The organism is Rugamonas violacea, assembly GCF_016461825.1.
GTDB lineage: Bacteria > Pseudomonadota > Gammaproteobacteria > Burkholderiales > Burkholderiaceae_D > Rugamonas.
The window spans coordinates 1-21658 of sequence record NZ_JAEMNU010000009.1; the positions used below are offsets into that span (position 1 = coordinate 1).

The 21658-nt window shown below is 69.6% G+C and carries 18 protein-coding genes; 8 read left to right on the forward strand and 10 right to left on the reverse strand.

The window, feature by feature from the left end; all coding sequences use genetic code 11:
- A partial coding sequence (locus H7U20_RS01985) for an IS66 family transposase (protein WP_199517945.1) occupies window positions 1-346 on the forward strand: 346 nt, incomplete at its 5' end.
- Window positions 347-415: 69 nt separating this feature from the next.
- On the opposite strand, the gene queC is transcribed toward H7U20_RS01985, so the two are convergent.
- A complete protein-coding gene (gene queC / locus H7U20_RS01990; RefSeq protein ID WP_199517946.1) occupies window positions 416-1135 on the reverse strand; it encodes a 7-cyano-7-deazaguanine synthase QueC in 720 nt (239 codons plus the stop codon).
- Window positions 1136-1338: 203 nt separating this feature from the next.
- On the opposite strand from queC, the gene H7U20_RS01995 reads away from it, so the two are divergent.
- Together H7U20_RS01995 and H7U20_RS02000 are read left to right on the forward strand one after the other, a co-directional pair.
- On the forward strand, window positions 1339-3198 hold the full coding sequence (locus H7U20_RS01995) for an autotransporter assembly complex protein TamA (RefSeq protein WP_199517947.1): 1860 nt from the start codon (window positions 1339-1341) through the stop codon (window positions 3196-3198).
- Window positions 3198-7766 carry a translocation/assembly module TamB domain-containing protein gene (locus H7U20_RS02000; RefSeq protein ID WP_199517948.1) on the forward strand — a complete coding sequence of 1523 codons (4569 nt, stop codon included), beginning with the start codon at window positions 3198-3200 and terminating at the stop codon, window positions 7764-7766. The genes H7U20_RS01995 and H7U20_RS02000 overlap by 1 nt, the downstream gene beginning before the upstream one ends.
- Window positions 7767-7772: 6 nt before the next feature.
- Here H7U20_RS02000 and H7U20_RS02005 read toward each other — a convergent pair whose 3' ends face one another.
- From H7U20_RS02005 to H7U20_RS02015, 3 genes are all read right to left on the reverse strand, one after another.
- Window positions 7773-7943: a hypothetical protein gene (locus H7U20_RS02005; RefSeq protein WP_199517949.1), complete on the reverse strand. Its 171-nt coding sequence runs from the start codon at window positions 7941-7943 to the stop codon at window positions 7773-7775.
- A gap of 276 nt (window positions 7944-8219) precedes the next feature.
- Window positions 8220-9728, reverse strand: a complete 1509-nt coding sequence (locus tag H7U20_RS02010; RefSeq protein ID WP_199517950.1) for a polysaccharide lyase 6 family protein — start codon at window positions 9726-9728, stop codon at window positions 8220-8222.
- Between the two features lie 201 nt (window positions 9729-9929).
- Window positions 9930-12380, reverse strand: coding sequence for an alpha/beta hydrolase family protein (locus tag H7U20_RS02015; RefSeq protein ID WP_199517951.1), 2451 nt, complete (start codon window positions 12378-12380; stop codon window positions 9930-9932).
- 176 nt (window positions 12381-12556) lie between these two features.
- Here H7U20_RS02015 and H7U20_RS02020 point away from each other — a divergent pair, with 176 nt between their 5' ends.
- Entirely contained in the window at window positions 12557-13096 is a 540-nt protein-coding gene (locus H7U20_RS02020) for a hypothetical protein (protein ID WP_199517952.1), read from the forward strand.
- On the opposite strand, the gene H7U20_RS02025 is transcribed toward H7U20_RS02020, so the two are convergent.
- Window positions 13091-14020: an alpha/beta hydrolase gene (locus H7U20_RS02025; protein ID WP_233410443.1), complete on the reverse strand. Its 930-nt coding sequence runs from the start codon at window positions 14018-14020 to the stop codon at window positions 13091-13093. The two genes, H7U20_RS02020 and H7U20_RS02025, sit on opposite strands and share 6 nt — an antisense overlap.
- A 92-nt stretch (window positions 14021-14112) precedes the next feature.
- On the opposite strand from H7U20_RS02025, the gene H7U20_RS02030 reads away from it, so the two are divergent.
- Together H7U20_RS02030 and H7U20_RS02035 are read left to right on the forward strand one after the other, a co-directional pair.
- On the forward strand, window positions 14113-14637 hold the full coding sequence (locus H7U20_RS02030; protein ID WP_199517953.1) for a DUF2975 domain-containing protein: 525 nt from the start codon (window positions 14113-14115) through the stop codon (window positions 14635-14637).
- Window positions 14637-14894 carry a helix-turn-helix domain-containing protein gene (locus H7U20_RS02035; protein WP_199517954.1) on the forward strand — a complete coding sequence of 86 codons (258 nt, stop codon included), beginning with the start codon at window positions 14637-14639 and terminating at the stop codon, window positions 14892-14894. The genes H7U20_RS02030 and H7U20_RS02035 overlap by 1 nt, the downstream gene beginning before the upstream one ends.
- A gap of 16 nt (window positions 14895-14910) precedes the next feature.
- On the opposite strand, the gene H7U20_RS02040 is transcribed toward H7U20_RS02035, so the two are convergent.
- From H7U20_RS02040 to H7U20_RS02060, 5 genes are read right to left on the reverse strand one after another with little or no spacing between them, the layout of a single operon-like run.
- On the reverse strand, window positions 14911-15492 hold the full coding sequence (locus H7U20_RS02040) for a hypothetical protein (RefSeq protein ID WP_199517955.1): 582 nt from the start codon (window positions 15490-15492) through the stop codon (window positions 14911-14913).
- A 4-nt stretch (window positions 15493-15496) separates the two neighbouring features.
- The gene (locus H7U20_RS02045) at window positions 15497-16369 is read right to left on the reverse strand and encodes an SCO family protein (RefSeq protein WP_233410444.1); all 873 of its coding nucleotides are present in this window, start codon (window positions 16367-16369) and stop codon (window positions 15497-15499) included.
- Between the two features lie 9 nt (window positions 16370-16378).
- Window positions 16379-17020, reverse strand: a complete 642-nt coding sequence (locus tag H7U20_RS02050) for a c-type cytochrome (protein ID WP_199517956.1) — start codon at window positions 17018-17020, stop codon at window positions 16379-16381.
- On the reverse strand, window positions 17007-17690 hold the full coding sequence (locus H7U20_RS02055; RefSeq protein WP_199517957.1) for a cbb3-type cytochrome c oxidase subunit II: 684 nt from the start codon (window positions 17688-17690) through the stop codon (window positions 17007-17009). The genes H7U20_RS02050 and H7U20_RS02055 overlap by 14 nt, the downstream gene beginning before the upstream one ends.
- Before the next feature lie 2 nt (window positions 17691-17692).
- Complete coding sequence (locus H7U20_RS02060; protein WP_199517958.1) at window positions 17693-19285, reverse strand: cbb3-type cytochrome c oxidase subunit I; 1593 nt, start codon at window positions 19283-19285, stop codon at window positions 17693-17695.
- Between the two features lie 160 nt (window positions 19286-19445).
- Between H7U20_RS02060 and H7U20_RS02065 the strand changes: the two genes are divergently transcribed.
- Both H7U20_RS02065 and H7U20_RS02070 read left to right on the forward strand, forming a co-directional pair.
- Entirely contained in the window at window positions 19446-20891 is a 1446-nt protein-coding gene (locus H7U20_RS02065) for an aminotransferase-like domain-containing protein (RefSeq protein WP_199517959.1), read from the forward strand.
- Between the two features lie 152 nt (window positions 20892-21043).
- Window positions 21044-21598, forward strand: coding sequence for a hypothetical protein (locus H7U20_RS02070; RefSeq protein ID WP_199517960.1), 555 nt, complete (start codon window positions 21044-21046; stop codon window positions 21596-21598).
- The last annotated feature ends 60 nt before the right edge of the window (window positions 21599-21658 follow it).

Sequence of the window (21658 nt, forward strand, 5' to 3'; positions counted from 1 at the left end):
CACGGCGCTGTCGTACCTGCGCGATTACTGGCCGCGCCTGACACGCTACACGGAGCGCGGCGACCTGCCGATCGACAACAACCGCGCCGAGAATGCGATCCGGCCGTTCGTCGTCGGCCGCAAGGCATGGCTGTTCAGCGACACGGTGGCCGGCGCCAACGCCAGCGCCGTCATCTACTCGGTGCTGGAGACGGCCAAGGCGAACGGGGTCGAACCTTACACGTGGCTGCGGCGGGTGCTGCGTGACCTGCCTGCGGCGAAAACCGTGGACCAGGTCGAGGCGCTGCTGCCGTGGAATGTGAAGGATTTGCATACCCCGGATTTAACCAGCATTCTGCCTGGCTGAATAGGTTGGGGTTCGTGGAGCGCTTACCCTACATGCGCAGCAAGATCGACCCGCTTTGAACCTTATGCGTCAACCCACATCTAGCGGCGCCGTGCCGGCGAACTGCTGGTAGCCGCGCGCGCGCAGGGCGCAGGCCGGGCAGGTGCCGCAGCCGTAGCCCCAGTCGTGCAGCGCGCCGCGCTCGCCCAGGTAGCAGGTGTGGGTGTCGGCGCGGATCAGGTCGACCAAAGCCTGGCCGCCCAGCTCGCGCGCCAGCTCCCAGGTTTGCTTCTTGTCGCGCCACATCAGCGGCGTTTCCAGTTTCAGGCGGGTCGCCATGCCCAGGTTGAGCGCCACTTGCAGTGCCTTCATGGTGTCGTCGCGGCAGTCCGGGTAGCCGGAGAAGTCGGTCTCGCACATGCCGCCGACCAGCACCGTCAGGCCGCGCCGGTAGGCCACGGTGGCGGCCACCGTCATGAACAGCAGGTTGCGGCCCGGGACGAAGGTGTTGGGCAGGCCGTTGGCCTGGGTCTCGATGGCGATGTCGTGCGTCATCGCCGTCTCGGAGATGGCCGCGATCAGCGACAGGTCGATCATGTGGTCGGGACCGAGCTTGCGCTGCCACTCCGGCGAGGCGGCGCGCAGCTTGTCGATCACGGTCGGGCGCACGGTCAACTCGACGGCGTGGCGCTGGCCGTAGTCGAAGCCGATGGTCTCGACATGGGCGTAGTGGTGCAGGGCCCAGGCCAGGCAGGTGGTGGAATCTTGTCCACCGCTAAACAGCACCAGTGCGGTATCGCTTGCGAGCATTGCAATCTTTCTTTTCGGCGGCGGCGGGTCGTGGTCCGTTGTGGTCCAGCGATCGCCGGCGCGGCATTATAAGTACGCCATCATTTTGGGCAATCCGGTAACATGCACGCTGCGCTTACCCTCGATGGAGTCTCATGTTTCCGGCATCACCCGCTAAAAAATTGGCAGGATCACGAATTTTGGCACATCTGGCGCCAAATGTAATGTTGCGTCTCGCGCTGGCCGGCCGCGCCCTGCCGTCGGCGCTGACGGCGCCGTCCGTGCTGGCCCTGCCGCTGCTGGTGTTGCCCCTGCTGGCGGCGCCGGCCGGCGCCGCCGAAGACTTCAACTACACGGTGCGGATCGACGCGCCCGGCCCGCTGCAGGAGATGTTGGAGAAGAACCTTGACCTGCTGCGCTTTCGCGGCAACGCCCGCATGGACCGCGAGCAGCTGCAGCGCATGGTGCGCGCCGCGCCGGCCCAGATCCGCACGCTGGTCGCCACCGACGGCTACTACGAACCGGTGGTCGGCGCCCGCCTCGACGGCGACGGCGCCGAGCCGCGCGTGCTGGTGACGGTCGAACCGGGCGAGCCGGTGCGCGTGGCCGAGGTGGCGCTGGTGCTGGAGGGCTTCGCGCCGCCGCCCGACCAGGCCAGCGACAAGGCCTTCGACAGCGCCGCGCTGAAGGCCGGCTGGGGCCTGAAACAGGGCGCGATCTTCCGCCAGGCCGACTGGGAGCAGGCCAAACGCAACCTCCTGCGCCAGGTGGTGCAGACGCGCTACCCGCGCGCCCGCATCGTCGACAGCGCCGCCACCGTCGATCCGGAACAGCACCGCGCCGAGCTGCGCGTGGTGCTCGACAGCGGCCCCGAGCTGCGCTTCGGCGAGCTGCGCGTCGAGGGACTGAAACGCTACCCGGCCAGCATCGTCGCCAACCTGAACCAGATTCACCCGGGCGACTACTACAGCGAGGCGGCGCTGCAGGCCCTCCAGTCGCGCCTGCAGGACACCGGCTACTTCAGCAGCGTCGAGGTGAGCGCCGACATGTCGGCCATCCTCAACGAGCAGCTGGAGGCGGCCGAGACGGGCACGCCGGCCGGCGCGCTGACGCCGATGACGCCGATGGCGCCGCTGCCGCTGCTGGTGCGGGTGACCGAGAACAAGCGCAAGAACGTCAGCGCCGGCCTGGGTTTCTCGACCAACACCGGCAACCGCGCCTCGCTCAGTTACGACGACCTGGCCATCGCCGGCCTCAAACTGAAAAGCGCGCTGACGCTGGAGACCAAGAAGCAGAGCGCGCGCGGCGACCTCTACTTCCCCGTCACGCCCAAGGGCTACAACGACAGCGTCGGCGCCTCCTTCGAGCGCAGCGACATCTCCGGCGAGGTGACCAGCGTGACCACGGTCGGCGCCAAGCGCGCCTGGGGCACGCCGCTGCTCGAACGCAGCGTCGCGCTGGAGTTCCTCAGCGAGCATAAAACCATCAACGACGCCGAGGCCGGCAAGAGCAAGAGCCTGCCGCTGACCTACAGCATCACCGTGCGCCGCCTCGACAACCTGCTGTTCCCCACCAAGGGCTACGCCATCAACGCCCAGCTGGGCGGCGCCCTGCTGCCGCTGCTGACCGACGAAGCCTTCGTGCGCGGCTACGGCCGCGCCGTGCTGTATCAGCCGCTGGGCGCGCGCAGCAACCTGATCCTGCGCGGCGAGGCCGGCGCGCTGGCCTCGAAGAACAAGGCCGGCGTGCCGGCCGTCTACCTGTTCCGCGCCGGCGGCGACCAGTCGGTGCGCGGCTACGCCTTCCAGCAACTCGGCGTGCAGGAGGGCGACGCCATCACCGGCGGCCGCTATATGACCACCGCCAGCGCCGAGTACCAATACTGGTTCAAACCGGCCTGGGGCGCCGCCCTGTTCTACGACGCCGGCAACGCCGGCGACTCGTTCAAGGACCTGCATCCCAAGTCCGGCTACGGCGTCGGCGCGCGTTGGAAAAGCCCGGTCGGCCCGATCAACGTCGACGTCGCCTACGGCCACGCCGTACAAAAATACCGTCTCCACTTCTCGCTGGGATTTAGCTTCTGATGTCCGTCACCACCCCGCCCGCCGGCACCGCGCCGGCCACGTCCCCGCCACCGACGCCACCAACGCCGCCGTCGGCGCCCGCACCACGGCGCTGGCTGCGCCGCCTGCTGATCGCGCTGGCCGCGCTGGTGCTGCTGCTGGCCGGCGCCGTCTGGCTGCTGGGCCGCGAAGCGACGTTGCAGCAGTTGGTGCAGCGCCTGTCCAACGCCAGCGGCGGCCAGATCAGCGTGAGCGGCGTCAGCGGCTCGCTATACCACCGCATGCACATCGGCCACCTGGTCTACCGCAGCCCGGACAGCGTCATCACCGCCGACGGCATCGACATCAACTGGTCGCCGCTGCAGTACTTCTCCGCCGGCCTGGCGATCAGCGAGCTGCACGTCGCCAGCCTGCGCGTCGACAGCATCGGCCCGTCGAAGCCGACCCCCATGCCGACCACGCTGGCGCCGCCGTTCCGCCTGTCGGTCGGCGACGCCCGGCTGGGCCGGCTCACCTTGGCCGGCAAGACCGGCAGCGACGAGATCCGCGACCTGCGCTTCAAGCTGGCCGGCGACAAGGACGGCTGGCACCTCGAAGACGCCGCCGCCTCGACCGCCTTCGGCCAGCTGCGCGCCGACCTCAGCATTGCCGGCCAACGCCCGTTCGCATTGAGCGGCAAGGCCAGCCTGGCCTACCGGCCCGCGCCGCCGGCCACACCGACGGCAGCGACAACGTCAGGCGCCACGGCCGCCGCATTGGGCGCGCCGGCCGCAGCGGCGGCATCCGCGCCGGCGCCGTCCCGCGCGGCGACCCACGGCGCCGCCGCCAACGCCACCAACGCCGCCACCAGCACGCCGGCCCTGCCGGCGGCGACCGTCGCCCTGACGGCCGGCGGCAACCTGGAGCTGCTCAAGTTGAGCGCCAAGGGCGCCGCCGGCAAGGCCACGCTGGACGCCACGCTGACGCTGGCGCCCTTCGATCCCATCATCCTGCGCAAGGCCGACATCCAGGGCCGCCACATCGACCCGGCCAGCTTCGACGCCAGCATGCCGCCGGCCGATCTGAGCCTGCAACTGCAAGCCAACATCAGCGCCCAGCAAGCCATCGGCGGCCAACTGACGCTGCGCAACGAAGGCAAGGCCGGCCCGCTCGACCTGCATCTGCTGCCGCTGCAAGCGCTACAGGCGCGCCTGGGCGGCACCCTGACCGCCACCAGCATCGACGCCGTCAGCATCGACCTGGGCGGCGCCGGCCAATTCAAGGGCGCCGGCCACATCGCCCGCGCCGCGCCGGACGCCGGCATCGCCAAGGCCGACTTCGCGCTGCGCACCGAGCGCCTCAACCTGCAAGGGCTGCACGGCAGCCTGCACCACAGCGCCATCGCCGGCGACATCAAGCTGGCCAGCGACGCCAAGCGTCAAACGCTGACCGCCACGCTGGCCGACGCCGGCCTGCACCTCGACCTGAACCTGCGCGCCAGTCTGGCCGACGCCCTGCTGCAGATCGAACACGCCCGCCTGCAAGCCAAGAAGGGCAGCGTCACCCTGAGCGGCCAGGCCAGCCTGAAGAACGCGCAAGCTTTCAAGGTCAGCGCCAACGCCCTGCACTTCGACCCCGCCGCCTTCGGCAATTATCCGTTCGCCGACCTGAACGCCGAGCTGCGCGCCAGCGGCAAGCTGGCGCCGCACTGGCAGCTGGCCGCCGACTTCGCCCTGCAACCGAGCAAGCTGCTCGGCCAGCCGCTGTCCGGCAAGGGCAAGTTGAACGCCGATCCGCGCCACCTCAGCGGCGTCGAGGCCAAGCTCGCGCTGGGCCAGAACACCTTGCAACTGGACGGCAGCTTCGGCGCGCCCGGCGAGCAGCTGCGCTGGAAGGTCGACGCGCGCCAGCTGTCCGCCGCCAGCAGCGACCTGCTCGGCGCGCTCAGCGCCAGCGGCATCGTCAGCGGCAGCATGGCGGCGCCACACAGCAGCTTCGAGGCCGACGCCAAGGGCCTCGGCCTGGCCTCGGCCAAACACCCGGTGCCGGACAGTCTGCTGCATGCCAGCGGCAGCGTGCAACTGAGCGGCGCCCAGCGCCAGCCCGAACTCACGCTCACCGGCAGCGCGCTGCGCTTCAATCCGGCCGCCTTCGGCGCCTACCCGTCCGGCAGCGTCAACGCCGACATCAGCGGCAGCGCCGGCCTGGCCGGCGGCTGGCACGCCGGCCTGAATCTGAGCTTGAACAACGCCACCCTGGCCGGCGCGCCGTTGAGCGGCTACGCCAAGCTGACGGCCGCCGCCGGCCGCGTCGAGCGCAGCGACATCAACTTGCGCCTCGGCCCCAACAGCCTGCTCGCCAGCGGGGCCTTCGGCGCGCCGCGCGACCGGCTCGACTGGAAGCTGGACGCGCCGCAGTTGAACAGCCTCGGGCCGCAGTTCGGCGGCGTGCTGCACGCCGCCGGCACCCTGGCCGGCGGTAGCGCGCAACCGGCCTTGAGCTTGACGCTGGACGGCAGCGCGCTGCGCCTGCCCGGCCAGCAGCAGCTCAAATCGCTGCGCGGCAGCGCCAGCCTGGGCGCCGGCGACGCGCTGGTCAGCGACATCGTCCTGAACGGCTACGCCGGTCCGGCCTTGAGCCTGAACCAGGCGCGCCTGCAAACGAGCGGCAGCGTCGGCGCCCACGTCATCCAACTGAGCGCCGCCAACGCCGACTTCGACGCCGCCCTGCGCCTCAAGGGCGGCTGGAAAGGCGAGATCTGGAGCGGCGCCATCGACACGCTGCAAAACCGTGGCCGTTTCGCCTTGACCTTGCAGGCGCCGGCGCCGCTGCGCCTGGCCGCGCCGGCGGGCGGCGGCGTGGCCGGCCTGCTGCGCCCCGAGCAGATCGCCCTGGGCGCCACCACCATCACCCTGCCGGCCGGCAGCCTGCGGCTCGACTACCTGGAAAAGAACGGCGTCCAATGGCGCAGCAAGGGCCAGGCCGGCGGCGTGCCGGTCAACTATCTGGCCCAGTTGTCGGACGCCTGGCGCAGCAACGTCAAGAGCGACATGACCCTGGGCGCCGCATGGGCGTTGACGCTGCAGGCGCCGAAAGGCGGCGCGCCGGCGGTCGAGGGCATGCTGCACGCCTACCGCGAAAAGGGCGACATCACCGTGCTCGGCGCCGACCTGCCGCTGCCGCTGGGCCTGCGCCAGCTGGAGGCGCGCGCCGACGTCGCCGGCAACACCCTGCGCATGCAACTCAACCTGGACGGCAGCCGCGCCGGCCAGTCCAGGATCGACGCCAGCGTGCAGATGGTCGACGGCCGCATCGCCGACAGCAGCACGCTGACCTTGAACGGCACCGCCAACATGGCCTCGCTGGCCTGGCTGGCGCCGCTGACGGGCCAGCCGGGGCTGGAGCTGGACGGCGCCCTCAAGCTGGCCATCACGGGCGGCGGCACGATCGCCGCGCCGCAGCTGAACGGCGACATCAGCGGCGACAAGCTGGTGCTCAACTGGGCCGAACAAGGCATCAAGCTGCGCAACGGCCAGTTGCAGGCCAAGCTGGCCGGCGACCAGCTGCAGCTGCAAAAGCTCAGCTTCGACGGCGCCGAGGGCCGCGCCCAGGCCGACGGCTGGGTGCGCTTCGCCAACGCCGAGGCGAGCATGGCGCTCAAACTCACGGCCGACAAGCTGGAACTGCTGGCGCGGCCCGACCGCATCCTCGTCGTCAGCGGCAGCAGCACGCTGACGCGCGACGCCAAGCGCTTCCAGCTCGACGGCAAATTCCGCGCCGACCGCGCCCACATCGAGCTGGCCTCGCAGGACACGCCGACCATGAGCGACGACGTGGTCATCGTCGGCCGCGGCGGCAATACCGCCGCCGGCGCCAAGGCGGCGCAAGGTCCGCCGCTGAACATCGACGTCGAGGCCGACCTGGGCGACAACTTCAACCTGAAGGGCAAGGGACTGGAGGCGCAACTGGCCGGCGCGGTGCGCATCCGCATCGCCGACCGCCGGCCGCCGCGCGCCAGCGGCAGCATCCGCGTGGTGTCCGGCACCTACGCCGCCTATGGCCAGAAGCTGTCGATCGAGCGCGGCGTCATCAACTTCACCGGCGCCTACGACAATCCCGGCCTGAACATCCTCGCCGTGCGCAAGCGCCCCGAGGGCGACGCGCTCAGCGAGACCAACGTGGAGGCGGGGGTGGAGGTGCGCGGCACGGCGCTGGCGCCGGTGGCCAAGCTGGTTTCGACGCCGACCGTGCCCGACAGCGACAAGCTGGCCTGGCTGGTGCTCGGCCACGGCATCGAGAACACCGCCGGCAACGACATGGCCCTGCTCAGCACCGCCGCCGGCGCGCTGTTCGGCGGCGGCCAGGGCAAGCTGGCCAACTCGCTCGGCGTCGACGAACTGGGCGTGACCCAGGCCAAGGGGCTGGAGAGCACCGTGGTCACGGTGGGCAAGCGCATCTCCTCGCGCGCCTACCTCAGCTTCGAGCAGGGCGCCGGCTCGGCCACCAGCCTGGTCAAGCTGCGCTACAAGCTCAACCCGCGCATCACGCTGCAGTTCCAGACCGGCACCAACAACGCCCTCGACGTGCTCTACACCTGGGCCTTCGACTAGTTCGGTTTAACTCGGATTGTGGTCCGGCACCGGGTCGTCCTGCGGCACCGGATGCGGCTGGTGGGGATGGGCCGGCGGCTCCGGCACCGGTTCGTCGACCGGCGCCGGGTCGGGCGCGCGGTGGGCACGCAGCGGCTGATGGGTGTGTTCATACTTTCCAGCAACATCGTCGAACATGGCGACTCCCTCGCGGTGGCTAATCGCCCCATTCTACGCCGCCGCGATGGTGAAAAAATAATTGTGCAAGCCGTGTAAGGATCGCCCGTCCGGCGCGGACGCAGCAGCAGTTCCCCCGCCACGGGGGCCCGCCCTTCAACCCCAACAACGGCCCGCTCAAGCCGGTTCAACCCAAGGGCGCAACCTGGGGTCAGACCCAGCGGGTCTGACCCCGGCTCTTCGCCCTTGGGGTACGCCGGCATTCCCGGCACCTTGAAGCCACTCCCGGCGTGGACCTCAGGGCGCGTCGGGGCCGACGTCGGCCGGCGTCAACGGCCTACGCAGCACCGGCCCATCCACATACTCGTCGGCGCCGACGTCGCGCGCCGAGCGCGGCTGGCCGTCCATATCGTCGCCGACGATCGCGTAGCTGCCCACCGCCGCGTTGCGCGCCGGACTGGCGGCGGACAACTTCTGCAGGCCGCCGACGGCGACCAGCTTGGGATCGACCACGGCGATGGCGGCGGCGTTGCGCGGCACCCGGCTGATGGTGGAACCAAAGCCGATATTGCCCTCGAAGACGGTGTTGGTCTGGGTTTTTTCATCGTACAGCGTGCCACGGCGGTTCAGCACGATGTTGTTGGCGATGCGGCTGTCGCGCGGCTGGAATTCGCGCCCGCCGATGACGATGCCGGCGCTGCTGTTGACGATGGTGTTGAACATCACCTGGGCGCGGTAGACGCGCCAGTGGCTGGCCAGTTTGTCGCTCGGCGGATCGGTTTGATTCGGGCCGCCGTCGTAGTCGCCGCCATCCAGATAGATCGCCTCGTCGGTCAACCCCTCCATGTAGTTGTTGAAGATCTGCTGGTCGTTGCCATAGATGCGCAGGCCGCCCACCTTGGCCTTGCTGCCATCGCCACGGAAGAAATTGCCGTAGAACTGGTTGCCGTGGCCGTGCCGCGCGCTGACCTGGCCGACGTTGTTGACGAAGGTGTTGTAGCGCACGGTATTGCTCTTGCTCTTGACCGACACCACCTCGGCGTCGCTGTCGCAGTTGACGAACAGATTGCGCTGCACGATGGTGTGGCCGTCCGACAGCGACATCTGCGACAGGCCGACGCGCACGGTTTCACCGCCATTCTCCGTCTGCGCGTCGGCGTCGTGGAAGTAGTTGTCTTCGACCGTGGTGTGCTGCGCCACCTTGTCCTTGGCGCCGTCGATGGAGATCATCTGGCCCAGGTCGTGGCGCGGACCGAACTCGTTGTGGTCGATCTGGTTGTAATCGCTGCCGGCGCCGGTCAGCACGATCCATTTGTTCGGCGTGGCGCTGGCGGCCAGCGCGAAACGGTTGCGCGTGATGCGCACATGGTGCGAGGCCGACAGCGAGACGGCGCCGGCGGCGTTGGTGAAGCTCAAACCCTCGATGTTCAGATAGGAGGAACGGCTCAGCGCCAGGCCGCCGCTGCCGACGATGCCGGCGCGGCCGCGATGTTCGGCGCGGATGGTGATCGGCGCGTCGGCCCGGCCGTTCTTGTCGACGATGCTGAACGGTCCGGCGTAGCTGCCGTCGGCCAGCACGATCTGCCGTCCGGGAGCGGCGCCGTCGATGGCCGCCTGGAGTTGCCGGGCGCTCGACACGCGCACAATCTCGACGGCGGCGGCCGACGATGTTGACGTTGACGTTGACGTTGACGTTGACGTTGACGTCGATGGCGCCGGCGCGGCGCCGCTGGCCGTGCTGGCCAGCAGCACGTTCTGCGCCGCTGGCGCCGCCGAGTCGTTGCCGCCGCCGCAGGCGGAAAGCATGAGCAAACTAATGGAACAGCCGATCAGGGTTGGTTTCATATGGTTGATATGGTTGATATGGTTGAGTTACCTAGGGTTGGGATATCGATCAATGACCCGGCGGGCACGGCCCGCCACCAACATAAGTGGCGTGGCGGGGCCGCCGGTTCCATCGATGCTGTGGTGCGCGCCGGAGCGGCGTGGCCAGGAGCGGATCGCGGCTCAGGGCTTGGCCTGCTTGACGTACTTGTCCAGCCAGCGGTTGGTCTCGTACAGCATGTGCAGGATCGACTCGCGGGCGCGGTAGGCGTGCGACTCGTTGGGCAGCATGACCAGGCGCGCCGTGCCGCCAAGGCCTTTGATGGCCTGGAACATGCGCTCGCTCTGCAAGGGGAAGGTGCCGCTGTTGTTGTCCTGCTCGCCGTGGATCAACAACATGGCGTCCTTGATCTTGTCGGCGTTGTTGAACGGCGACATGGCCTGGTAGACCTCCTGCGCCTGCCAGAACTGCCGCTCCTCCGACTGGAAACCGAACGGCGTCAGGGTGCGGTTGTAGGCGCCGCTGCGGGCGATACCGGCGCGGAACAGCCGGGTGTGCGCCAGCAGGTTGGCCGTCATGAAGGCGCCGTAGGAGTGGCCGCCGATGGCGATGCGGTGGCGCTCGGCCACGCCACGGCGGATCACCTCGTCGACGGCCGCCTCGGCGTCGGCCACCAACTGCGCCAGATAGGTGTCGTTCGGCTCCTGCTCGCCGTCGCCGACGATGGGGAAGGACGGGTTGTCGAGCACCGCGTAACCCATCGCCAGGAAGGCCGCCGGCCCCCAGTAGCTGACCGAGTTGAAACGGTACGGCGAGCCGGTGGTCTGGCTGGCCGCGCTGCTCGACTTGAACTCCTGCGGATAGGCCCACATCAGCAGCGGCAGCGCGCCGTCGCGGTGCACCTCGTAGCCGGGCGGCAGCAGCAGGGTCGCCGTCAGGTCGACGCCGTCGGCGCGCTTGTAGCGGATCTGCTCCTTGTGCACGTCGAGCAGCTGCGGCGTCGGGTGGGGGAAGTCGGTCAGCGCGGTGAGCTGCTCGCGCGGCGGCAAACTCAGGTCGCGCAGATAGTAGTTGGGCCGCTCGTTCGGCGTCTCGCGCGTGGTCAGCAGGCGCGTGCCCTCCTCGTCGAGCACCGCCATCACGTTCTCGTAGTACGGCGCGGCGCTCTGGAACAGGCGCTCCTTCTTCTTGCTGGCCAGGCTGAGGCGGTCGATGAAGGGACGGTCGCCGTCCGGCGTGGCGCCGGCGCCGTCGAGCAGGATGCTGTCGTCCGGGCCGATCAGCAGGCGCGGGAAGCCGGCGCTGTCGGCCCGCAGCACCGGCGCACCGGGGCTGCTGTAACGGTCCTCGTAGGAGCCGGCGTGGATCAGTTCCGCCGCGTCGTCGGGCTGGTCGGGGGCGATGCGCCACTGCTTGACGGCGCGCGTCTTGTACCAGCGCTCGGTGACCAGGGCCAGGTCGCCCCGGCCCCAGGCGATGCCGGCGTAGCGCGCGCCCAGCCGCGCCAGCACCTGGGGCGGCGCGGCAAACGGCGCCGCCTGGCTGTACACCAGGTCGCGCACCTCCACCGCCACGGCGGGGTCGCCGCCGTCCTGCGCCTCGGCCCAGACCAGGGTGGCCGGCGCGTCGGCGCGCCAGGAGACATGGCGCACGCCGGGCGAGACGGCGTCGTTACCGGGCGGCAGACCCTCCTCCAGCGGCAGCTCGGCCAGCGTGTGGATCACCCGGCCGTCCATATTGCGCACCTCGATCCGCTCGCCGAAGCTGGACGCCGGCACGATGTAGGAGTACGGCCGGGTGATGCACTGGGTCAGCAGGTAGCGTCCGCCCGGCGCCACCGAGACGCGGGAGAATTGGTCGGCCTTGCCGATCATGCGGGTGCGGCCGTGCAGGTCGATCAACGCCAGTTGCACCGTCACGTAATGTTCGAACAGGCGGGCGTCGTCCTCGTTGCGCAGCAGGTCCTGGTAGGTGCGCAGCTGCTTGCGGCTGCCGCCCGGCTCGCTGTCCTGCTGGTTCGGCCCGCTCGGCACGCCGCTGCCCTGGGGCGGCTTGTTGAGGCCGACGGGACGCAGTTGCACCACCATGCCGCTGCTGTCGGGCAGCCAGTTGAAGCCACGGCTGAGTACCGCCGACAAGGGCTTGTTGAGCACCTTGCGGGCGTTGCGCGCGGCCACGTCGACCAGCCACAGCTCGACGCCGCCGGTCTCGCCGCTGAAGGCGACATGGCTGAAGGCCAGGTAACGCTGGTCGGGCGACCAGCTCAGGTCGGCCACGCGCAGGGTGTGCGGCAGGCCGCGGATGCGCAGCTCCTTCTGCGTCGCCAGGTCGAGCAGGCTGAGGTCGGTGGCGAAGGAAAAGCGGCTGGCGGCGCAGGTGCGCGGGTTGATGCGCAGGCCGGCCAGTTTCAGCTCCGGCTGGGCCACCTCGACGATGCTGGGCAGCGGCGGCGTCTGCAGCAGCGCCGCCAGGTTGCGCCGTGGGCTCAGGCTCAGCGCCGGCGCGCGCGGCGCGTCGACGATGGCCTGCAGCGCCGCCGGCGGCAGCTGATAACCCAGCCCGGCGGCACCGGCCTGGGGCGAGGCGGCCATCAGGCCCGGCGGCGGGGACATCACGGGGAGGGCTTGATTCATGGGTGTCCGATCCGGGCAAGGCGGCGCGACGCGCAAAATGGCGACTATACCGGCACATATTGCTCACGCACCACACAATTGTCAATCGGCAGCGCAGCGCGGCGGCCGGGACGGCGCCGTTCTGGCATACAATCGCTGTTTTGGACTACCCGACGCGGGTACGCGGAAGCTGAAACATGGAAATTACCACCCTGATCCTGCTGTTGTTGGTGCCCCTGCTGGTGTGGCGCATTTACTCGCGCCTGAAGTCGCTGATGGGCCGCAACCCGTCGCAGCTGTGGCGCCACTACAGCTACGGCGTGCTGCCGCTGCTGCTGGTCGGCCTGCTGGCGGCGCAACTGCTCGACACCCCGCTGGCCCTGCTCGCGCTGGTCGCCGGCGGTGCCGTCGGCGCCGCGCTGGCCTGGCGCGGCTTCAAGCGCAGCCGGCTGGAGAACACCCTGCAGGGCTTCTTCTACACGCAGGACCTGCGCATCGGCGTGGTCGTCTCGATGCTGTTCATCGGCCGCCTGATGCACCGCGCCTTCGAGCTCTACCTGCAAATGCACGACCACATCCCGCTGCCGCCGGAGCTGTTCCACCAGATGCCGTTGACGACCGGCCTGTTCGGCCTGATCGCCGTCTACTACGGCGTCTACCACCTGCTGCTGGCGCGCTGGCGCCGGGCGCAGAAACCGGTCAGCGCGCTCAAGCAGTTCGACCTGCCGCCGCTATAGCCCTGCCCCGACCGGGGCCGCAGCCGGCGCCGGGCCGGCCACGCTGTCGCGCACGAAATCGCAGTAGGCCGCCCCGCTGGCCGGCTGCTCCAATACATTGTTGTGCCCCGCGCCGGGCAAGGCCAGCAGCCGCTTGCGCTGCCCCGGCAGCGCCGCCAACACCTTGCGCGCCAGCGGCAGCGGCGTGACCCTGTCGTCCTCCCCCGTCAACAGCAGGCTGGCGCCGTTGTAGCCGGCCAGCGTGGCGACGTTGTCGATCTCGCGCAGCGGCGCGCTCAACTCCACCGTGATGAAGGGCCGCGCATACCACGGCACGTTGGCGTTGGCCCAGTCCAGCGCATTGGTGGTGGTCGACTCCAGCACCAGCGCGCGCACCGGCCGCTGCTGCGCCACATAGGCGGCGATGAAGCTGCCCAGCGACTGGCCGTGGACGATCACCCGGCCCGGCCGGGCGGCGTCGACCAGGTCGAACTCGCGCAGGGCGTCGGCCTTCATCGTGGCCACGTCCGGCACGCCGCCGCTGCGGCCGTAGCCGCGATAGTCGAACATCGTCAGGTCGACCCGGCAGGGCGCCAGAGCGGCCAGCACCTCGGCGCCGTGCTGGTCGAGGTGGAAGGCGTTGCCGCCGAAGTAGAGCACGGTGGCGGCGCTGTCCGCCCGGCTCAGGCTGACCCCGCGCAGGTTGACGCCGTCGGCCATGGCGATGCTCTCCTCGCGCAGCGTGAAGGCGGCCGGCAGCGCCCGCTCCAGCGTGGCGGCGCCGCGTTCGTCGCCCGGGCGGTCGGGGCGGATGAAGTTGCGTTCTTCGATTTGCATGGTGGTACAGGCGCTCAGCGCCAGCGCCGCCGCCAGCACCGCCATTCGTCCCCGCGCCGCCGGCCTGCCGCCGCCCGCCGCGTCCTGCTTTTGCCTTGTTGCGTGCATCGCCGCCTCCTCTTTTGAATGTATTACAATTGAATATACAACAATCAAATATTAATGTAAAACGATAATTTATTATCGTTTTACGATACTTTATGAAAACCATCCGCCCCATCCGCTGCCTGCTGTGGCTGTGCTGCGCCGTCGTCGCCGGTTTCTACGTGCTGTCCTGGAGCGGCGACCTGCCGCACTGGCGCTTCCTGTACATCGAGATTTCGCCGAACGGCATGTCGCGCGCGCAGATGCTGGCGCTGACACCGGGCCAGCGCCTGCTGAGCGCCGCCCTCGGCCTGCCGGCCGTGCTGACGCTGCTGTACGGCTTGTGGCGGCTCGACCGGCTGCTGCTGAACTTCCGCCGGTTGGCCCTGTTCAGCGCCGCATCGGCCTGCCATCTGCGCGCCTTCGCGGCGGCCGTGCCGCTGGCGACGCTGCTGTCGATCGTGGAATTGCCGGTCCGTGCGCTGGCCCTGCGCGCCGCCGGGGCCGCCGTGCCGGCGCCGACCATGGGCTTCAGTTCGGAGCAGTTGACGCTGGTGTTGGTGTGCGCCCTGTTCTACCTGGTCACCGGCCTGATGGACGAGGGACGTCGACTGGCGGAAGAAAACGAGGGTTTCGTCTGATGGCGATCGTGATCCACCTCGACCTGATGCTGGCCCGGCGAAAAATCAAATCCAAGGAATTGGCGGCCTATGTCGGCATCACCGAGCAGAACCTGTCGCTGCTCAAATCGGGCAAGGTCAAGGGCTTGCGGTTTTCAACGCTGGAGAAAATCTGCGAGCGCCTCGACTGCCAACCCGGCGAGCTGATCGAATGGACCCGGGACCCGGCCGGCGCACCCGCCGTCCCCGGCGACGCGGGCGACGCCGAACTGTACTAGCGGCTCGGCCGGCCGCCTACACCGCGCCGTCGCAGGGCGGCGCCATGCTCGTCAAGGCCGGCAGGAACACCGAGTGCAGCAGCCACAGCACCAGCACCGCCGAGGCCAAGGCCACCAGTCCCGCGCCGGTGCTCCACTGCTGCTCGCTCAGGTAGACGCTGCACAGCTGCTGCGGCGCGTCCTGGTACAGCAGGCCGCCGACGATGGTCATCCAGCTCCAGTTGAACATGAAGAAGCCTTGCAGCACCAGGCCGGCCACCGGCCAGGCGGCGCCGGCCAGCGCGCCGGCCAGCAGCAGGCCAAGCACCTTGAGCGCGTTGACGGCCGGATGCAGCACCGCCAGATCGAGCGCCACCGGCAGCATCCACACGCTGACGATCAGCAGCGCCGCCAGCAGCAAGGGCGCGGCGTAGGCGCGCGCGGGGCGCCAGCGCGCGCCGGCCAGCGCGGCGGCGTACCAGCCGAGCGCGAACAACAGCGGCAGTTCGGCGAGCATGTGCCTGGCCATGCTCGCCTCCAGCCAGGGGTGGGCCAGACCGAGCAACGCCAACAGCGCGCCGGGCAGGCAGGGATGACGCAGCGGGCGAAGTGGCGCCATGGCGTCAGTCCAGCAACAGGTCGGCCAGCGCCTGGTCGGGCCGGTCGAGATCGTAGGTTTGCACCAGCCGGCCGTGCGGATCGGCGACGAAAATGGCGCCGTTGTGCACCAGCCCACCCTGCCCGTCCGGCAGCACCACCACCTCGAACACCTTGAGCAGGCGCGCCAGGTCGGCCGGATCGGCCACCGTGGCGAAGCGCCAGCGCAGCGGGTCCGCCTTCATGCTGCGGGCGTAGGCGCGCAGCGCTTGCGGCGTGTCGCGCCAGGGGTCGAAGCTGATGGTCAGTTGGCGCACGTGATTGTCCAACCCGCGCGCGCGCAGCTCCTGTTGCAGGTAGGCCTGACCGGACGCGGTGGTGCGGCAGATGTCGACGCAATAGGTGTAGACCAGCGTGATGAGCGTGGTCTGGCCGCCCGCGCCGGCGATGTCGGCCAGCGAGAAGTGCGCGCCGGTGCTGTCGACCAGCTCGATCGCCGGCAACGCGCGCGGCGTGCGCGCCATGTCGATGCGGCGCACGCCGTCCGAGGTCACCGCCTTGAAGCTGCGCGTCAGATGGTCGAACAGCAGCAGGCCGGCCAGCGCCAGTGCGCACATCGCCAACGCCGGCCCCCAGCCGCGCAGAAAATGGCGCCAGCGCGAGGCTGCGCCAGCGGCATTGCAGGCGGCGGCGGTGGCTGCGCCGGTGGCATTGGCTGCGGTGGCGGTGGCGGTGGCGGTGGCGGTGGCGGTGGCGGTGGCGGTGGTGCCGATGACGGTGGCGGCAGCGACGGCATCGCCCGTGCCGGCCGAGGTGGCCGAGGTGGCCGAGGTGGCCATCGCCGCCGTGGTGGCGGCGATGGCGGTGCCGTGCTCCCGGGTCAGCGGCGCGGTGTGCATGGCGTGCCCCTATTTCGGCGCGGCGGCGAGCACCGTGGCGATTTCCTGCGCGCCGTTCCACGGCTCGCCGCGCGCCGCCGTCACCGCCCGCGCGGCCGCCGCCGCCGCTGCGTCGATCGGCGCGGCGGCGTTGCCCCAGGTGGCGCGCGCGTGGGTCAGCACGGCGGCCAGCTCGGCGTCCGACAGCTGCTCGGCAAAAGCCGGCATGGCGCCGTTGTAGGTGGTGCCGAGCACCTCGATCGGGCCGGTCATGCCGTGCAGGACGATTTGCAGCGCCGTGTCCGCGTCGCCGGTGACCCAGGGCGAGCCGGCCAGCGGCGGGAACACGCCCGGCAGGCCCTTGCCGTTGGCCTGGTGGCAGGCGGCGCAACGCGAAGCGAAGATCTGCGCACCGTCGGCGGTGCCGCCGACGGCGGCCGTCAAGGTCGACGGATCGCGCCGGTCGCCCAGCGAAACGTCGCCGCCGGCCTCCTGCACGAAGATGTAGCCGACCGCCCACACCACCAGTCCCAGCACCAAACCCATCACCACCTTCGGCACCGGGTTGGCCTGCTCGACCGGGTCGGCGTTTTCGCGCCGGGCGGCGCGCGGCTTGGCCGGCTCCTGGCCCTGCTCCCGGCGTTGGTCCTGGCCCCGATTATTTAACGACATCTTGTGCTCCTTTGCTGTTGGCCGGCGCGGCGTTGGTGACGCCAGCGCTCCTGGCGCGCGTCTGCGCCGCCAGCGCCGCCTCGCCCGGCGTCAACGCCGGGTAGGTGTGGTTCATGCCGGTCAGGTAGGCGACCAGGTCGAGCGCCTCGGGCCGCGCCACCACCGCCTGGTCGTAGCCGACGGTCCCGGCCGGCAGCACGACGACACGGTCGGCGCGCGTGACGGCGCTCTTGTCCTTGACCTCGAACAGGAAGGGGAAGGCCGGCATATTGCTGTCGGCGACATAGGAGCGCGGCTGGAACAGGTGGCCCAGGTGCCAGTCGGCGCTGGGCTGGCGCGCGCCGATGTTGAACAGGTCCGGCCCGGTGCGCATGGTGCCGAGCAGCGGCGGCGCGTCGTAATGGTAATCGGCCGCCACCGAGGGCCGGCCCCAGCCGCGCTGGGCGTCGGCGCGGCCGGCGCCGGTGCTGCTGGGCTGCTGCGTGTGGCAGGTCATGCAGCCGTTGCCGACGTAGATGTCGCGGCCGCGCAGCTGCTGGCCCGTGTAGGGCTTGAGCGCCGCCGGCGCCGGCACGTCCTTGAGCTGCATGAAGGGCACCACCACCATCGCCGAGGTGGCCATGGCCAGCGTCACCATCGCGCCGCCGAGTAATTTGAGTTCGTTTTCCATGCTTATGCCACCGCTTGTAACGAGGCGTTATCGGTCCGGCTCAGGATGCCCGAGCGCGCCACCATCAGCACCACGTGCCAGGCGAAGGTCAGGTGGCCCAGCGTCATCAGGGCGCCGCCGATGCTGCGGCCGACCAGCCACGGCATGGTCACCACCACCGAGTCGATGAAGGGGCGCGCCGGGTCGAGCAAAATCAGCCCCTGCAGAATGCCGCCTATGCTCAAGGTGAGCAGGTAGATGGCGAAGCCGCCGCACACCAGCCAGAAGTGCCAGCCGATCAGCGCCGGCCGTGGCCAGTCGATGCCGAGCACGCGCGGCAGGGCGAAGTAGACGCCGCCGAAAATCACCATGGTGACAAAGCCGTACATGCCGAGGTGGGCGTGGGCCACCGTGAAGTGGGTGAAGTGGGTCACCGCGTTGAGCGAGCGCAGCGCCTCCAGCGAGCCTTGCAACGAGGCCAGCGTGTACATCACCGCGCCGACCAAAATGAAGCGCAGCGTGGGCGATGTGCGCAGCGCGCCGAACTGGCCCTTCATGGTCAGGTGCTGGTTCAGCGAGAAGGCCACCACCGGGATGATCATCATCACGCTCTGCACGATCGACAGGGTGATCAGCCATTCCGGGATCGGGCCGCCGATCAGGTGGTGGGCGCCGACCTGGCCGTAGAAGAAGGCCAGCGTCCAAAAGCCCAGCAGCGACAGGTTGTAGGACTGCACCGGACGGCCGATCACCTTGGGCAGGAAGTAGTAGACCGAGGCGATCGACAGCGGCGTGTAGAACAGGCCCAGCACGTTGTGGCCGAACCACCAGTTCATGGTCGCCTGCTCGACGCCGAAGTGCACGCCGGGGATCTTGGCGACGATGTACAGCACCGGGAACCAGAACAGCGCGGCGCCGATGTACCAGACCGACACGTACAGGTGGTGCACGCGGCGCTGCTGCAGCGTGTACACCATCGGCATGCCGATCAACATGCCGCCGACGGCGAACAGGATGCCGATCTGCCAGGGGATCTCCAACCACTCCATGCCGGCGCTGGTGCCGTTGGCCAGCGCGCCGAGGCCGGCGATCAGGCCGGCGTTCCACAGGCCGGCGCCGAGCACGGCCAGGCGACCGCCGACCAGGGTGGTGCGCAGCAGGCGCGGCAGCATCCACGTCGCCAGGCCGAGCAGGCCCAGTGGCGCCCAGCCGTAGGCCACCGCGTTCAGGTGCATGGTGCGCAGGCGGCCGAAGGTAAGCCAGGCGTAGTCGGTCAGGAAGTCGGGGCTGTGCAGCTTGTAGGAGCTGATCAGGCCGGCCAGCGAGGCGACGATCAGCCATAGCACGGCCGAACCGATCAGCACGAAGGCCGGCAGCGCGCTGGAACGGTCGGCGCGCTCGCGCGCGTCCAGCTCGGCCGGGTCGGCGGCCTGCGCCGGCGCCGACGAGGCGCTGGCCGCCTCGCTGTCGCGCTGGCCGATCTCGCCGGCCATGAAGATGACCTTGGCGGCGGCCGGGTCGGGGTCGAACAGGCCTTTGCGCAGCGACCAGATGAAGGCGAACAGGCCGGTGATCGACAGGATAAAGGTGGCCAGCAGGATGCCGGTGGGGTTCATGGTTTTCCTTGATGCGGATTGCGGTGAGAGTGTTTGCAGGATGATAGTCACGCCGCGCCGCCAGCGGCATGAGCAGATCAGATGGCAAAAACCGGATCAGATGAAACGCTCTCATTGCCAATATGCATTACCATGCGGGGATACCGACCCAGCACAGCCTATGAAGCTCTACGAAGCACTCGCCCGCGACATCTCCGAATCGATCCTGCAGGGCGTGCTCGGCCCCGGCGATCGCCTGCCCTCGGTGCGGCAGACCTGCGCCAACCGCAACGTCAGCCCGTCGACCGTGTTCCAGGCCTACTACATGCTGGAGGCGCAGGGACTGATCCAGTCGCGCGAGCGCTCCGGCTACTTCGTCGCCGTATCGAGCGGCGGCGCCAACAACCAGCTGCCGCCCGAGCCGGACACCGCCTCGCGGCCCGACGAGGCGGCCGCGCCGCTGGCCGTCAGCGAGCGCGTGTTCGAGGTGCTGGAGTCGACCATGAAGCGCGACGTGGTGCCGTTCGGCTCGGCCTTCCCCAGCCCGCTGCTGTTCCCCTTGGCGCGGCTGGCGCGCATGATGCGCAGCAGCGTGCAGGAGCTCGACCCGTGGGCCAGCGTCGACGACCTCACGCCCGGCAACGCCCGGCTGCGCCGCCAACTCGCGCTGCGCTATCTGATCGACGGCCTGCACGTGCCGGTCGAGGACATCATCGTCACCAACGGCGCGCTGGAGGCGCTCAACCTGTGCCTGTCGGCGGTGACGCGGCCGGGCGACGCCGTGCTGATCGAGGCGCCCTCCTTCTACGCCTCGCTGCAAGCGATCGAGCGGCAGGGTCTGCAGGCCATCGCCGTGCCAACCCACCCGCGCGAGGGCATGGACCTGGCGGCGGCCGAGCGCGCGCTGGAGCGCCACCGGCCCAAGGCCTGCTGGCTGATGACCAACTTCCAGAACCCGCTGGGCAGCACCATGTCCGACCAGAAGAAGCAGCAACTGGTGCAGCTGCTGACGCGCTACCAGGTGCCGCTGATCGAGGACGACGTCTACGGCGAGCTGTACTTCGGCGGCAAGCGGCCGTCGCCGGCCAAGGCCTTCGACACCGAAGGCCTGGTGATGCACTGCTCCTCGTTCTCCAAGTGTTTGGCGCCGGGCTACCGGGTCGGCTGGGTGGCCGCCGGCCGCTTCGCCCGCCAGGTGGCGCGGCACAAGCTCACCAGCACGCTGACCACCTGCGCGCCGGCCCAGGCGGCGCTGGCGCTATACCTGGAACAGGGCGGCTACGACCGCCACCTGCGCCTGCTGCGCCACAAGCTGGCCGACCAGCAGGCCAGCTTCATCGAGGCGCTGGGGCGCCACTTCCCGGCCGGCACGCGGGTGACGCGGCCCAAGGGCGGCTACTTCCTGTGGGTCGAACTGCCCGACAATGTCGAGGCGCTGACCGTGCACCGCGTCGCCCTGGCGCACGGCATCAGCGTCGCGCCGGGGCCGATCTTCGCGCCGCAGGCCGACTTCTCGCACTGCCTGCGGCTCAACTACGGCCACCAATGGGACGCCCGCGCCGAGGCGGCGCTGGCCACGCTGGGGCAGATCGTGCGCTCGCTGGCGGCGCCGCCCGGCCACGCCTGAAGCCGAGGCGACGACGGCACGACAAATAGTTTATTGAACAATTGTCAATATTGGTAGAATACGCCGCCAGCACGCCGCCCAGCGGCCAACGCCAGCCCGTAGCGGCACCGATAACAACGATTCAACGATTCAACGATTGCGAGACGCCCCTCATGACCATCCCCGCCGCCCTGCGCCGTATTCTGCTTTGCCTGGCGTGCAGCGCGCCCTTGACGGTGCTGGCGCAGTTCAACGCCGGCTGCACCATGCAGCCGCCGCAGGCCGCGCTGCAGGCCAAGGCCTACCCCGGCTACAAGCTGGAGCGGCGCAAGGCCAACCGCACGATCGAATCGGCACCGCTGCGCGACGGCATGCAGGTGGAGATCCAGCAGGGCCAGTGCGTCGACTTCGTCGTCAGCGCGGTGACGCTGGTGCTGCCGCGCCAGGCGCACGCCGAGGCCAGCGAAAACGAGTTGATGGAGTTGGCGCGCAGCGAAATCGGCCGCCTGAAGACCAGCGCGGCGGCCGGAAAATACGACGAGTTGCAGCAGTTCCTGACGCAGGCGCGCGGCATCCCGGCGCAGCGCGGCAAGCGCTCCGCCTGCAAGGACCAGTCCGAGGCGCAGGCCGGCCAGTGCTCGTGGGAGAGCACGGGCGGCTTCATCTTCGAAGTGCGCTACAAACCCGACACGATCCGCGTCACCGTCACCGAATACACCAGCGCTTAACCTTCGAACCTTCGGGGTCAGTGCCGACATTCGGACATTCACGCCGTGAATGTCCGAATG